This window comes from Streptomyces sp. NPDC007905, from assembly GCF_042959345.1.
GTDB lineage: Bacteria > Actinomycetota > Actinomycetes > Streptomycetales > Streptomycetaceae > Streptomyces.
In genome coordinates, this window is sequence record NZ_JBIBKS010000023.1 from 1 (window position 1) to 13,410 (window position 13,410).

General features: G+C 67.5%; 11 protein-coding genes. 3 read left to right on the top strand and 8 right to left on the bottom strand.

Annotated elements, in window-relative coordinates; genetic code table 11:
* Nucleotides 1-158: 158 nt before the first annotated feature.
* Both ltrA and ACFZDC_RS32670 read right to left on the bottom strand, forming a co-directional pair.
* Nucleotides 159-1,919 carry a group II intron reverse transcriptase/maturase gene (ltrA, locus tag ACFZDC_RS32665; RefSeq protein ID WP_391329413.1) on the bottom strand — a complete coding sequence of 587 codons (1,761 nt, stop codon included), beginning with the start codon at nucleotides 1,917-1,919 and terminating at the stop codon, nucleotides 159-161.
* A gap of 855 nt (nucleotides 1,920-2,774) precedes the next feature.
* Complete coding sequence (locus ACFZDC_RS32670; protein WP_391329414.1) at nucleotides 2,775-3,734, bottom strand: hypothetical protein; 960 nt, start codon at nucleotides 3,732-3,734, stop codon at nucleotides 2,775-2,777.
* 274 nt (nucleotides 3,735-4,008) lie between these two features.
* Between ACFZDC_RS32670 and ACFZDC_RS32675 the strand changes: the two genes are divergently transcribed.
* Nucleotides 4,009-4,887 carry a hypothetical protein gene (locus tag ACFZDC_RS32675; protein ID WP_391329416.1) on the top strand — a complete coding sequence of 293 codons (879 nt, stop codon included), beginning with the start codon at nucleotides 4,009-4,011 and terminating at the stop codon, nucleotides 4,885-4,887.
* Between the two features lie 87 nt (nucleotides 4,888-4,974).
* Here the strand turns inward: ACFZDC_RS32675 and tpg are convergent, their stop codons facing one another.
* Nucleotides 4,975-5,532 carry a telomere-protecting terminal protein Tpg gene (tpg, locus tag ACFZDC_RS32680; protein WP_391329418.1) on the bottom strand — a complete coding sequence of 186 codons (558 nt, stop codon included), beginning with the start codon at nucleotides 5,530-5,532 and terminating at the stop codon, nucleotides 4,975-4,977.
* Nucleotides 5,533-5,544: 12 nt separating this feature from the next.
* On the bottom strand, nucleotides 5,545-7,785 hold the full coding sequence (gene tap, locus ACFZDC_RS32685; RefSeq protein ID WP_391329419.1) for a telomere-associated protein Tap: 2,241 nt from the start codon (nucleotides 7,783-7,785) through the stop codon (nucleotides 5,545-5,547).
* 211 nt (nucleotides 7,786-7,996) lie between these two features.
* On the opposite strand from tap, the gene ACFZDC_RS32690 reads away from it, so the two are divergent.
* Nucleotides 7,997-8,407 carry a DUF4357 domain-containing protein gene (locus ACFZDC_RS32690; protein ID WP_391329421.1) on the top strand — a complete coding sequence of 137 codons (411 nt, stop codon included), beginning with the start codon at nucleotides 7,997-7,999 and terminating at the stop codon, nucleotides 8,405-8,407.
* A 166-nt stretch (nucleotides 8,408-8,573) separates the two neighbouring features.
* Nucleotides 8,574-10,382: a zeta toxin family protein gene (locus tag ACFZDC_RS32695; protein ID WP_391329621.1), complete on the top strand. Its 1,809-nt coding sequence runs from the start codon at nucleotides 8,574-8,576 to the stop codon at nucleotides 10,380-10,382.
* Here ACFZDC_RS32695 and ACFZDC_RS32700 read toward each other — a convergent pair.
* The 4 genes from ACFZDC_RS32700 to ACFZDC_RS32715 all read right to left on the bottom strand — a co-directional run bounded on the left by ACFZDC_RS32700 (nucleotide 10,346) and on the right by ACFZDC_RS32715 (nucleotide 13,039).
* Nucleotides 10,346-10,624, bottom strand: a complete 279-nt coding sequence (locus ACFZDC_RS32700; protein WP_391329423.1) for a hypothetical protein — start codon at nucleotides 10,622-10,624, stop codon at nucleotides 10,346-10,348. The genes ACFZDC_RS32695 and ACFZDC_RS32700 overlap by 37 nt on opposite strands.
* A 183-nt stretch (nucleotides 10,625-10,807) precedes the next feature.
* Nucleotides 10,808-11,191: a hypothetical protein gene (locus tag ACFZDC_RS32705; protein WP_391329425.1), complete on the bottom strand. Its 384-nt coding sequence runs from the start codon at nucleotides 11,189-11,191 to the stop codon at nucleotides 10,808-10,810.
* Complete coding sequence (locus tag ACFZDC_RS32710; RefSeq protein WP_391329427.1) at nucleotides 11,191-12,612, bottom strand: hypothetical protein; 1,422 nt, start codon at nucleotides 12,610-12,612, stop codon at nucleotides 11,191-11,193. Before ACFZDC_RS32710 ends, ACFZDC_RS32705 begins: the two co-directional genes overlap by 1 nt.
* Before the next feature lie 106 nt (nucleotides 12,613-12,718).
* Nucleotides 12,719-13,039, bottom strand: a complete 321-nt coding sequence (locus ACFZDC_RS32715; protein WP_391329431.1) for a hypothetical protein — start codon at nucleotides 13,037-13,039, stop codon at nucleotides 12,719-12,721.
* Between the last annotated feature and the right edge of the window lie 371 nt (nucleotides 13,040-13,410).

The following is a 13,410-nucleotide window of genomic DNA, read 5'->3' on the forward strand; positions in this document are numbered from 1 at the left end:
ACCGACGACACCGTCCTCCCGACCGAACTCACCGCATAGCCTCAAAACGAGATCACCGAGTGGCCGTCGATACACCACTCCGGCGGACGTGACCGGACGTGCGGGCTTTCCCCGCATCCGGCTCAAGCAAGCCCCATGGGCTTCGCAGGTCAGCAGGGTTATGTGGTCCGTTTGCCGTCACCAGCATGGTGCTGGCGGTGGCATTCGGAGTGCACGAGGCGAAGGTTGTTCCGCTCGTCCGTGCCGCCGTCTCGCCGGTAGGTGAAGTGATGCTTGTGGAGCATCTTCTTCGAAGCCGCGAACCAATTGATCCACTCACGTGGACTGTCCGGTTCGTACTCGGCTCCGACGATCAGCGCCTGCTTGCAGAGAGGACAGAGCCCCTGCTGCCTCACCGCCAGGAGAAGACTCGTCTTGTCCATCGGCGGCGGCGCTTTCCTGCGGCGGCGATCCCGCCAGTACTCGATCAGAGCGGGGTCGTCCGGGGACGCTCCGCCCTTGACGAGCTGGTGGCGGACGATGCCGGTCCAGGCGAACTTGATGAGGAAGGCGCCGCTGTCGCGGTCACCGAATACCCACCGGTCACGCCGGGACGGGTGGAACCGTCCGAAGTACCGGTCCACGACCCAGTACCTCGACTTGTTGCGGTGACGACGCCTGGCCCACTTGAAGGTCAGCCGCCACATGTAGTGATCCAACGACGAGAATGTCGTCGAGGACGCCACCCCCCGGTAGTAGGCCGCCCAACCGCGAACGATCGGGATCAGCCTGCGCAATACAGCCTCGGCATTGGACCCGTGCAGGGCCTTCACCTCGGTCCGTAATCGCGCCCGGAGCCTCGCGCAGGCCGCTGTACTCGGCTTGATGATCAGCTTGCCGCCGGTTCGGCGAACGGTGAAGCCGAGGAAGTCGAACCCCTTACCGAGGTGGACGACCTGGGTCTTCTCCTCGTTGAAGCGAAGACCCCTCGGCTCCAGCCAGTCCTCCAGCCGGGCTCTGACCTGGTGCACCTGGGCTTCGTCGTGACAAAGCACGACGAAGTCGTCGGCATACCTCACCAGCACCGGGGTGCTCGGCATGGCGCCGGGCTCGCGCCCGGCCCGCACCGTGTATTGGCACCCTGCGGCCTGTTCCAGTCCGTGCAGAGCGACGTTCAGCAGTAGCGGGCTGATCACACCGCCTTGAGGAGTTCCCTCTTCGGTCGGTGCGAACCGGCCGCGGTCGATCACGCCTGCCTTCAGCCAGCCGCGGATCAGATCCCTGGCGGGGAACTGTCCGAGCATGGTCATGAGGTGGTGGTGGTCGATGCGGTCGAATGCCGCTGACAGGTCCGCGTCCAGGACCCACAGACGTTTCGGGTTCTTGCCCTTCACCGTCCAGAAGATCGCGGATATCGCGTCCTGGCAGCTGCGGCCGGGCCGGAAGCCGTAGGACCTCGGCTCGAACCGCGCTTCCCATTCGGGTTCCAGCGCGTTCTTCACGCGGGCCTGGAGGACCCGGTCACGGATGACCGGAATGCCGAGTGGTCGCTGTTTCCCGTTGCTCTTCGGGATGAACACTCGCTTGACCGGCCTGGCCTTCCAGGGTTTCGACGACCGATGGATCTCGGCCGCCAGCGTGCCTCGCGCTTTCGGCGTGAGGGCCCGTTCCCCGTCGATGCCAGCGGTCTCGCGACCACTGCTCTGCTGCGTTACCCGCTTCACGCTGACCAGCGTGTTGCTGCGGCTTCTCAGCATGAGCTTCTGCAAGTTGCGGACCTTCTTCAGGTCCCCGTCCTGCGTCGCCTTGAAGATCCTCTGCCTCAGCCGCCGTACGTTCTCCTCGCAGGTGGCCCAGTCGATGCCGTGCCAGTCGAGTAAGTCGTCCTCGGGTCCGTTCACTGCAGGCGAGGGCATCACGACAGGCGCCGTGACCTCCATGTTCGCCTCCGGTGTCTAACTTGTCCCTCGGTTCCGGCTTCCTTGCAGTGGTGACTTCAAAGGCTCACCTGATCCACGTGGGCGCCCTTTCGGGCCGGGCCACCAGGGCCCGTATCCGGCGAGTTATGCGAGAGCGGGTGAAGGTCCCAACTCCCGGTTTCCTCCGGCCTTTCGGCCTGCCGGCCTTCGCTTCTTGGATCTTCCTTCTCCCGCCGGGGACTTCAGCCTTCCTTGCGGTCGACCTACCAAGCCGAGGCTTGGACCCCGTCGGGGTTTCCACGTTCCGCACCAGTAAGACGCGGCTGGGGTGGGCGCCCCCTCTACCCCGGGACCAGCGGTGTCCTCCCTCCGGGCTCAGTTACCCGAAGGTCGCTTGGTGCCTTCCAGCACCGGGTCCTATGACCGCCGTCAGCACGCCATCAGCGCGGTCTTAACGTCACGGGGCATCATCGAGGGTTCACTTACGTTCGCCCGTCCAGCCTTCCCCTCGCCTGTTGCACCCCGATGGCCGGGACGCTCTTGGGCTTGAACGCTCCGCTTCACACCCCGCCGTTGCCAGCGACGCATGGGAGCCGCGGGGACGGGCCGTGGACACTGGCCCGAAGTTCAGCCGATCGATACCTCCTTCACGTGGCTGTCCTTTACTTACCTGGAGCGACTTCGTGTCGCACACTTAGCGCTTCAGTTGGCGAGTTGAGCGCCTCAGCTGCTGGCTAATGCGGCTGTGGCATAGCGCCAGGAGCCCGCGAATCCATCCCCTGAAGACAGCTTCGCTGTACCTAATGGACGGGTACGGTGGAGCGGTCCCCCGGGTACGCCCTCCGGCGCCACTGCCGGGTCAAAGGAAAACAGCAGTCAGCGCATGTTGGCCGCGTCGTCGATCTCGTACACGGCGCGTCGCGCGTCTCGCTCCAGTTCCTCGAACTCGTCCTCGATCGCCGCGAACCGCGTGAACATGTCGTCGCGCGTTGCGGCATTTGCCACGTCGGCAGCACGCTGTATCCAGATGGGCATGTTGGCTGGCGACAGTGGATAGCCCCGGCGCCGCATGACGTCCGCATCGAAGGTCGCCTCCACGTCGCTGTCCTCGATCTGCAGCGCGAGGTACCCGTCGCCAGGGCGGACGTCGCTGCCGGTCATGTTCGCTTCTATGTAGGCGACGTTCGATTCCAGGTCCTCCAGCCGGCCGAGCAGGTGCTCGGACAGGAACGCACCGAGGGCTGCGACGTCCAGGCCGACCTCACTCCGAAATGTCTGGGCCACTAGGCCAGGCAGGCGGAACGGGTCGAGGCGTGCGGTCGCCTCATCGGTGAAGCGAGTAAGGCCTGGGGTGGCGGAGCCGTCGAAAGTCATCACGCCGAGGTTGTAGTGCTCCAGGATGGTGCATGCGGCGTCGAAGTAGATCAGGACAGCGGTACGTAGGACATCGACCCGGTGCTCGTCGCGGTGGTAGGTGTCATTCCGGTACTTGTGCAGCTTCTTCAGCACCGGGCCGATCATGGCCGGGAGTTCGTCCTTCTCCACCAGAAAGTCGATCTTCACGTTGAAGTCCCGGTCGATCCTCCTGCGCCGGGTCTTTGATGTCACCAGCGGGCGGAGGCGGTCGAGCTCGGCTTCCAGGCCCTTGCCTTCGCCCCGGGCCACAGCCGCCTCCATCGCATGGAGGCGGCTGTAGTTGAACCGCTCACCGTGCAGCACGTACTGCGCGAGCCGGAAGAGCATCAGCTCCACCGCGCTGTCGACCAGGATCAGCGCCAGCCGCAGATGCGGTACATCGCTGACTTGAAGGAGACGCTCGGCCTCCTCCATCTCCACGACGACCAGTTCGAGGCGGTGCACCCTTCGGTCCCTTCTGCATGCCGGCCGACGGCCGGTGCCAACTCATAGGGGCCACCGTAGAGAACGTCCTACGGCGTGGGCACGGGAATTGCGTGAGGCCGCCGGCAGTGCGGCTGTGCGCTGCCCTGGACGCTGGGCGCCACGGTGGGTGCGGCGCCGGTCGTGTCGGGTCCGTCCGATCAAGCTGTGCTGGTGCGCCGTCGGGTCAAACCGATGGTCCTCGTTCCCCTGTCCGGAGGATGATGTGCGCATGCAGTCGGGCCACGACCTTCCGAGTGACCGCCGGGCCGAGTATTTCGGCCAGTGCGCGGTGATGATGCTCGACGCGCTCCGACAGGAGAATGACGGGGACCCGTTTTCCGAGGTCACCAGCGTCGACCTGTCCACAGAAACCGAACCCGGGCACGAAGGAATCTACGACCAGGCGCTGTCCAACGCCCTGGCCGCGATCGTCGCAGCGGAGTGGCCAGGAAAGGAAGCGAACGGCAGGGGCCGTGTCCACTTTGCGAGAGACCTGTTGAAAGTGATCGCCGAGAAGATTCCGCCCGACCCGGCGACGGGCCTGTGCGTCATACCCGATCGCGACGCCGACGTCCGCTCACGGTGGGAGAAGGAAAACCGTGCGCCCGAAGGTTTCTGGGACACCCGGATCGACGTTGCCCTCCTCACCGATGCGCTCAACGTCAGCGGTCTGGCCCGCCATGGAAGCGGAACGGGACGCCTGCAGCACCGTCACGTCCACGCCCTGCTCGCCCTCGACCACCACCCCGCCCTGAGAACGCTCCTTGAGGCCCAGTCTGACCGCGATGACGAGCAGGCCCAGGACGAGGACGCGCGGTCGGCCGATCAGGCACGCGCTCTACTGGAACTCATCGGTGATGAAGAGGCCAAGCGCCGTGCGGAGTCGGCCGAGAACCCCAACGAGTACGACCCCAGGCACAACCCTGACGGACACGACTTCGAGGAATGCCCGGTGTGTGGATATGAGACCTTCTGTGTCCTGGGCTTGGACATGTGGGGGCGGGTCGGCTTCGGGCAATGCGTCGTCTGTTCCTACAGGCGCAGTCCCCAGGTTGCTGACCAGGAAGGCTTCGGCGAGCACCTCACATGGCTGATGGGAAATGACTGAACGCTCAGCTCGCCAAGTGTTGCGCTCACTCGCCAGCTGAAGCGCTCAGTCACAAGAAGGCAGTTCGGGCCCTTGCTGCAGGGCGATCTACAGGTCGAACTCTAGGTGCTCGATGTCCGTGAAGCGGACTTCCTCCAGCTGGCCAGCGCGGCGGCCGTTGTCCTGGAAGTACACCTCCTTGAGTCCTTCGGCCGCGATCTCCCGCAGATGCTGGTCGCTGGCTCCGGCCTCCTGGGCCTCGAAGAGGCGGGCGGCGTAGCGAGGCGGCAGGGCGACGGTCAGGTGCCGGATGCGGTCCTGGTCCGTCGACCCGATCGGCGCGGTGTAGCCGAGGCGGGCGCGGGTGTCGATGACGATGCCGCCGGTGGTCGCCGCCTGCTGCCGGGCCTTGGCCCGGATCTGCGGCTGCCAGCGGGCCTTCACCTCGCGCTCCAGGCGCGCGGCGAGGTCGGGGCGCGGCTTTTTGATCTGGTCCTTCACGTACCGCTCGACGGTGCGCTGGGAGACCCTCAGCATCTGAGCGACCGCCTTGGTGCCCTTGAGCTGCTTGACCAGGTACCGCATCTGCGCGCCCGCGCTCTTAGGCGCCGGGCGAGTGAACGCCTTCTGCACCGCGGCGTCCAGGCCGTCCCCGAACAGGCTCATCGTCGCCCTCTCCTACTCTCCGTTGTCGACGTCGGTGACGGTGCCGTCCTTGATGTACCGGGCGAGGTTGAGCTCCGGGGCGTTGAACTTCTCCCGGACTTCCTCGCCCCACAGGACGTCCTGGGTGCCCTCGTGCTTGACCAGGCCGGGGTTGATGCCGAGCTTGAAGCCGCCGGGCAGCGGCTTGCCCTCCCGGTAGGGCAGGAAGTCCAGCGGGCTCGGTCCGTTCGAGGCGTAGACGACGCAGTCGGACAGGATCGCGATGGGGTACTGCCCGGTGAACGCCGCGTGCTTGACGATCTTCCGGTGAAGGTTGATCCGGGTGCGGGAGATGACCGCCGCCCGGATGTCCGGCCGCCACGTCGGACGGGACAGCGCCCGCCACGGCTCGCCCGGCCGCCAGCCCTCACCCCGTGGCCGCTCGCGCAGCTTGCCCAGACCGCCCTTCACCGTCGCCTTGACCGCCGAGACGACGATCGCCAGCTCCGGATCGCGGGCCTTGTAGCCGTCCATCGCCGCGAGGAAGTCGGCCGGCGACAGGTCGGCGTCGACGCCGAGGTCGGCCATCGTGGCGAGGTAGGCATCGCGCAGCCGGTTGTACCAGCCGTCCAGGTAGCGGCCGTTCTCGTAGCGCACCCACGCCTCCAGCGGGCGCACCTCGTAGCCGAGCTCCACCGCGTACGCCACGGTGGGCGTCGCGTACCAGGCCGGGCCGGTCGGGCGCTCGCCCTTCGGCGTGAACGGGCTCGGCAGCAGGCTGCTGTCCAGCTCCACCCACTCCTTTCCGACCTTCACGTGGGACAGGTCGACGAGCCACGAGCCGGGCAGCTTCGGGTCGAACGTCGGGGCCTTGACGTGCGTCGGGGCACTGAGGCTGACGTTCAAGCCGTTGGTGCCGGCTGCGAAGGCCATGTTGACGTCGATGCCGACCAGGTGGCGCAGGGTGCACTCTGCGTCGGTCATCGGCCGTGCCCAGTCGTACGCCTCCTCGAACAGCTTCTCCGCCGGGCCGCGGACGTGGAACCGGGGCAGGTCCTTGAGGACGGGATGGCCGTCGGGGGCCTCGCACGGCGCCGGGTCGACCGGGTCCTTGCCCAGGCTGCCGGGGTTGTGCTCGGAGTGCCGCTTGCCGTCGGCGTCCGGCTCGGAGGCCCGGGTCGCCGGGTGTAGCGCGGTCATCAGCTCCAGGCCGGTCACGGCTGTGGAGCCGCGCGGCGTCATGACCCGGGAGGCGTACACGCCCAGGACGCGGGCGAGTTCGGCCGGCGGGAGCTGCCCGGCCTCGCCCCAGTGCCGGGTGTCCAGCGCGTGCCACGACGGGATGCACAGCTGCACGCAGGCCCGCTCCGAGCCGGTCGCGGGGCGGTAGATCCTCGCCCACGGCCCGAACCCGCGCTTGGTCAGCTTCCACTCCGCGCGCGCGAGCTGCTTGATGACCTTGTGGCCCTCCGGCAGGCGCCCGGCGAGGCGCTCCTCCTCCGTGAGCGTCGTCGGCAGGCCGTAGCGCTCCAGCGCGGCCTCGGTGAGCACGATCAGCGGGTCGGCGTCCTTGCCAGGCCCGGCGAGCTTCGGCTGTCCGAGCTTGGCCTCGCGCAGCGCCCAGTCGACCAGGGCCGGGATGCTCTTGGCGGGCACGTCCAGGACCAGGCCGCCGGTGCAGTAAGCCAGCACCTGCCCGTCCTCGACGTCGACGACCGCCAGCGGGCCGTTCTCGAACCGCGGGTCGGCAGAGCTCGCCGAAACCCCGGCCGGGGCCGCCTTCTTCGCGCCGGGGCGGCGCGACGTCGACGACGTCCCGGTGGTGCGCGCCGGGCGGGTCGCGGCGGCCGGAGCAGCGGCGACAGGGGCAGGGGTCTGGGTGTTCTCGGTTGCAGTCATGGCCGCAGGCTCGGATTCGACCATGTCGTCGATCGCAGCGTCCGGCACCTCTGACATTTCGCGTGCCGGGTCGGACGCCCCGATAAACGTGGCGGGTACCGGGGCCGCCGGCTCTTCCGGCGTTGCGGGTGCGGGGTAGAGCTCCGCGAGCTGCTTGAGCAACCGCGCATACGCCTCACGCTCCGGGCCACGCGGCTCGGTCGGCTTCTTCGTCGACTCCCAGGCGGACACCGTGGCCCGCCGCACCTTCAGCGCGCCGGCAACCTCGTCCAGCGTCAGGCCGTGCGCGGTGCGCAGCCGCTTGCGCTCTGCTGCTGGCGGCAACGGAGAGCGGGACGCGACCAGAGCGTCGACCGCGTCGAACAACTCGGACATGAAACACCTCCTAACCCACAGCCTACCTCGCCAAACCGTACGGTTGGCGTAACTTTCGCGTACGCATACCGTACGGAACCTCAGGTGCAGCTCACCTCAGTTTTTCTCCTGAACAACTTAACGAAGAAGATTAAAGAAGTCTCCTGGATGGCTTATGATCAGAGCGAGACGAGCGGTCCGGGCTGGCCGGACTGCCACAAGGGGAGGCCGCATGCCCACGCTCAGCATCAACTTCGACCCGGCTCTCATCGCGCACCTGATGAAAGCGAGCGGCGATGACACCGTCCATGTCACCCTCACCCTCGGCACCGGGGACAAGCAGTCATCACCGAGGCAGGTGGTCCCCCACGGCCCGCTGGCCGATCTCATGCAAGCGGGTCTGCTGAAGGCGGGGGCGGTCTTGTCCTTCCACCAGCGTCGCGCCAACCGGTCCGGGCGCGCCGTGGTGACGCCCGACGGCCAGTTGGTCGTCGATGGCCATGCCACTCCGTACCCCTCGCCGTCCAAGGCGGCCGAGGCAGTGACAGGAAACGTGATCAACGGATGGACGCTGTGGCACCTGGCAGATGGGCGCACGCTCGATGTCCTGCGCCGAGAGCTGGAGTCACGCAACTCGCAGTAGTCCCACTTCCTGAGCTGTAGATCCAGTCCTTGAGGCGGGGGCACAGCGGTGCTCCCGCCGGATCATGGCCGCATCCCTGAGATGCAGACCCTCAAGCCGACCGTGTGCTGGAGAGCATGGCCGCCCAAGCGGCCCATCGGTGGCAGAAAGGAACACCGGCTTGACCATGCTGTCCGAGCAGGAGAGCTTCAACGTGCTGCACCGGGTGATCCTCCCGGCCGCGACGCAGAGCGCCGTCGCACAGGCCCAGCCGGTCGTGGTCGTCGTCGCTGGACAGCCCGGCGCCGGGAAGACCGAGATTGCTGACTTCGTACAGGCGGCCCTGGACCGCCGGGGCGGCGCCGTGCGCGTCGACCGAGACCTGTACAAGCCTTTCCACCGCCACTACGCCAGCGCCCTGGCGGCCGACATCCGCACGGCCGGAGCCCTCGTACGTCCCGACACTGCTCTGTGGCAGGCCGCCATCGAAACACACGTCCGCGAGATGGGTTACGACGCCGTGGTGGAGTCGGCCCTCGCTGACCCGGACGACTTCCGCATCTCCTCCCGTGCCTACCGTGCCGCTGGCCACCGGGTCGAAGTGGTCGCGCTGGCCACGCCAGAGGCCTTGAGCCAGTTAGGCATCGTGGACCGTTTCCTCACCGAGGCCACCGCTGGCGGCGGCCGGTACGTGTCCTGGGAGAATCACGACACGTGCGCGAAGAACATGCTGGCCACGCTGACCGCTATCGAGGACGAGCAGCTCGCCGACCGCGTCACCGTCGTACGGCGCGACGGCACCGTGCTGTACGCCAACGAACTCAACCGCGACGGCGGTTGGCGGGGGAGGCTCGCCGCGGCACGGGCGGTGCAGCGAGAGCGGTCACGGCCGTGGACCGCGCCGGAGACCGCCTCTTTCCGCCGCGAGCTGGCCCGTACGGACCGGCGCGTACACGCCGAACTCGTCAGCGAGGACCGGCGCCTGGCCGTGCAGCGGGACACCGAGCGCGCGACCGCATGGTCCGAGCCGGTCCGCCGCACCGCCCAGCCCCGCAGACGCGCGCCCGGCGTCGACTACCACCGGCTCTCACCCAATGAACACCGCTGGATCTTCGACGAGCTCATCGCCCCGTCGTACCTGAAACACATCGTTCCCCGAGACGACCCACGCGCCGTGTACGTCCTGGGGCAGCCAGGAGCGGGCAAACTCCTGGCCGCCAGGATGGTCCGCCGCGCCATGCGGCCCGGCACCACCCGCCTGGTCGGCGACGACTTCAAAGCCTCGCACCCCGACTACTACCAGCTGCTGCGCGACGATCCCCGCAGCGCCGGCGCAGCGATCCGAGCCGACTACAAGACCTGGTTCGCCCAGGCCGAAGAGTACGTACGACTGCGGCGCGGCGACGTCCTGATCGAGGGTGCCCCCGGCAGCGCGGAGGAGCTCTTCGACAGCGCACTGCCGTTCGCGACCACCGGCTATCCAGTCGAACTCGTGGTCCTGGCCGTACGGGAAACCGACAGCCGACTCGCCACCGCGCTGCGCTACGCCCGGGCACTGCAGCGCGGCGGCACCGGCCGGTTCACCACACGCGCCGGACACGACACGTGCTTCCGCGCGCTCGCCGACGTCGTCGCCGTCGCTGAGCGGCACCCGCAGATCGCGGCCGTGACCGTGATCCGCCGGGACGGCCACGCCCTGGTGCGCCACGAGGCCGGCGGCGCCGGACAGGCGTCGTGGGCGCTGACGGCGGAACGGCTCCGCCCGTACACCGAGCAGGAGGCCGCCGCGTTCCTCCGCCTCCACCAGGCGCTGCGCCGGGCGCTCCCGCAGCACCGAGCCGAGCTCGACGAGATCGTCGCACTCGCCCGGCCCCTGATGCCGCCTCGGGTGCAGCCGGCCCGCATCAACCGGCCGCGCCCGCCCGTCTGGTCCCTGCCCATCCCGCGACGGGCCCCGGACTACGACTCGTTGAGCTCCCTCAGCCGCGCCGCATAAACGGCGGCGATCCGCGCGGCCTCCTCCAGGTCGGCGGTCGCCAGCTGTGCCTGGTCGGCGAGCGCGGCCTGACGGCCGGCCTTCAGCTCCTCGATCCGCTCCTCATCGGGCATCGGTGCGCGGCGCTCGGTGATGATCTGGATGTTGTACCAGTTCACCACCTCCTGGACGGCTTCCTCCGCCGATTGCTCTTCACCGCCTTCCAGGCCGGAGAATTCGGGCTCATCTGGTGTGCCGGACACGGCAACCCCCTCGACGTGATCATGATTGGGAGTCGCCATTGTCCCCTGGCCCGCCTGCCCGGTCCGGTGCCGTCACGGTCTCTACCCGCGCCGACTCAGAACCCGTCTTTGGCCTACCGGGGGACTCGCCTGGCGGTGACCTGCGCTGCGTGGGGCCCGAACCGGAGATCCGGGCCCCACGTGTCACACGTGGCTCTTCCGCGGACGGCGGTGGCCACCGGGGCGGCCGAGGAGGACTCCGACGCGGGTTTCAAGGCGGGCGACCTGGCGGCGCTCAAGGTCCTCACGAAGAGGCAGTTCCACGACGGATTCCCACCTGTCGCGCTTGTTCTGTTCCGTGAGGTGCTCGCGAAGACGATCGCCGGTGGCGAAGACCGTTTGCATCCGCTCTGTCATCCCGACATACAGGATCTCGTACGTCACTCCCAGCGCGATGTACAGCCCGACGTGGTGCAGGCGTCTCGGGATACGAGGCTGAAGTGGGCGCACTTGCGGATCGGTGATGGTGAGGTCGTCGCCCAGAAGGTCGACGACTGCCCTGGACACGGCAGAGTTCCAGCGCAGCATCAAACCTCCTTCAGGTTTCCGATGGACGTGACGACGTTGAACACCTGGGTGCTCACGACGGCCTTCCAGCTCTGACTGCAGGTACCTGACTCTCCGAGGTGTCGGTGATAGGTGTCGATGGCGTCCTGTGCCGCAGCCACGTTCTCGGAAATCTGCAGCTCGAGATCGCTGTTGTCCGGGGGTCCCTCAGCCTTGCCAGCCTTCCAGGCGTTGCGGATCGACTCGTCGGTCACGGGCACGATCTCGCCGCCGGAGCGAACTGGCTCGTACCGAGAGCCAGGCGCAGGGGCGTCCTGGCTGACCTGCGGGAGATCCTGCGTACCGCCGTGCGCCCAGTACACCTCAACGATGGCCTCCGCCTGCCGGCGCCCCCAGGCGCTGCGAGCACCCGGCTTGTTCGACACCATGCGAGTGACAAAGGTATTTGCCTGTCCGCGGGCACGGGTCACTTGCTGGGACCCGTATGCGGCCTGCAGAACACCGGCCGCTGTCGCGGCGATCACGGTTCGGATCCGGGCCTCGGCCAGGGCTTGCTTGCCGATCGTGGTGTCTGCGTTGGCGGTCACCGTGTCCATCACCGTGGAGATGGGACGCCAGGTCGGCTCCGGAGGCAGTCCCGAACTCCCCACCAGCAGAGACTGGGCGGCGGCACTGTGGTAACTGTCCTTCGCCCGCGGCAGGGACCGGTGGACCAGGTGGGCGACCACCCGGCCCCGCAGCTTCCCGGCGCGGGTACTGGAGTCGGTGCTGTACATGCCGAGCTCGGCATAGACGTCCTTCGCGGCGGCGGTGCTGCGGTTGAAGGCCCACACGGCCAGGAGCGCCAGGTACTCCAGTTCCATGCCGTCCGGCCGAGTGGACGGCATCTTCATATAGTCCACGATCGTCCGCCCGTGGACCGGTACCCGGTCGAAGACCCCGGCATCGGCGAGCCGGTCCAGAGCATGCTGAGCCAGTCGGGCCACAGCAGCTCCCTGTGGAAGTGCCTCCGGGTCGTTGTGCACGGTCTCGTAGCGCCGCGTCAGCGAGGCGGCATAGTCACGGACGCCGCTGCCCACGTACCGGGCCCCGAGGACTACCTGAGCGGTCGTCGTCCAGCTGTACACCGCGGCCAGCGCCTTGTCCGCCGGCACCGCCACTGTCCGCGTACCACGGTAGGACACTTGGATCTCCACGGTGCCCTTGACGTCCTTCGCCACGAGAAGCTGATCGCGGGCTTGCTGAAGGCAGGGGACGAGCGTGTCGATGATCCGCTCCTGTTCCTCCTTCCTGAGCAGCGTGAAGTCGTACAGCTTGAAGGGCAGCTTGAGAGCGGCGCAGAACTGTACGAGTGCATGGAATTTCATCCCTGCACGCCCGTGACCGTCAATCGGCGTGATGCCACGGGCCAGAGGCTTGCCATGGTTGTCAACGATGCGCACGAGCGCGGTGTCGATAGGGCGACGCTGGCCCTGCGTGGTGACCGTGGCGATCGTACGGTTCGAGGCCGAGCTGGTGACCTGGTGAACGGTCCACTTCTGCCGCTCCTCAGGCCTCTCCAGGGCGTGAGGGCCCTCTGATCGCAGTTCCAGTACGGAGGACTCCGAAGGGCTGGGCCGCTGGCGGGAACGGCAGAGCCCCGATGTCACCTCCCGTTCCGCTGTAGTCGCTGCTCTCCTCATCCCGGACATTGCTCACCAGGAGGAGGAACAGGGTGAGAATCTGGATCGGCGGAGTGATGATCTGGTGGCAGCCTCCGAGCACACCACCGTCGAGGAAATGCAGCCGCCCGTCGGAGCCCAGGTCCCGAGAGAAAAGGCTCTTCACCGGTCTCGGTTCGGCCACGCTGCGGGAAATCACCTCCAGCATCTCTTCATCGGGCCGACAGTCAGCTTGGGCGATTGCCGGGCACCGTCGGATGGCCTGAGCCAGACTTCGCGCTGCGTCCGCGGGGGCGCGACCGAGGATCTCGGGGAGAGTGGCCGTCTCTGGCATGATCATGTAATCAGAACTCGCTTTCTGCGTGCAGGTAGGAGGGCACGCAGGAAGCCCTGCGCTCCCGGAACAGGCGAATTCCGACCGTGAACGGACCTGCGCCATGAACCGGCCGCGTACGGGGGCGAGGGGGCGATTCCGGCCGTGACCGGACCTGGCAGTCCCACGCCACAACCTGTACGGGGCGCGATCACGGACAGACTAATGGGCCTCACTGACAGTTGAGGCCGGAATGACGAGAGAGG

Coding starts and splice junctions, on each gene's coding strand:
- ltrA (WP_391329413.1), bottom strand. CDS start 1,919: ATGGAGGTCACGGCGCCTGTCGTGATGCCCTCGCCTGCAGTGAACGGA.
- ACFZDC_RS32675 (WP_391329416.1), top strand. CDS start 4,009: ATGCAGTCGGGCCACGACCTTCCGAGTGACCGCCGGGCCGAGTATTTC.
- tpg (WP_391329418.1), bottom strand. CDS start 5,532: ATGAGCCTGTTCGGGGACGGCCTGGACGCCGCGGTGCAGAAGGCGTTC.
- tap (WP_391329419.1), bottom strand. CDS start 7,785: ATGTCCGAGTTGTTCGACGCGGTCGACGCTCTGGTCGCGTCCCGCTCT.
- ACFZDC_RS32690 (WP_391329421.1), top strand. CDS start 7,997: ATGCCCACGCTCAGCATCAACTTCGACCCGGCTCTCATCGCGCACCTG.
- ACFZDC_RS32695 (WP_391329621.1), top strand. CDS start 8,574: ATGCTGTCCGAGCAGGAGAGCTTCAACGTGCTGCACCGGGTGATCCTC.
- ACFZDC_RS32705 (WP_391329425.1), bottom strand. CDS start 11,191: ATGCTGCGCTGGAACTCTGCCGTGTCCAGGGCAGTCGTCGACCTTCTG.
- ACFZDC_RS32715 (WP_391329431.1), bottom strand. CDS start 13,039: ATGCTGGAGGTGATTTCCCGCAGCGTGGCCGAACCGAGACCGGTGAAG.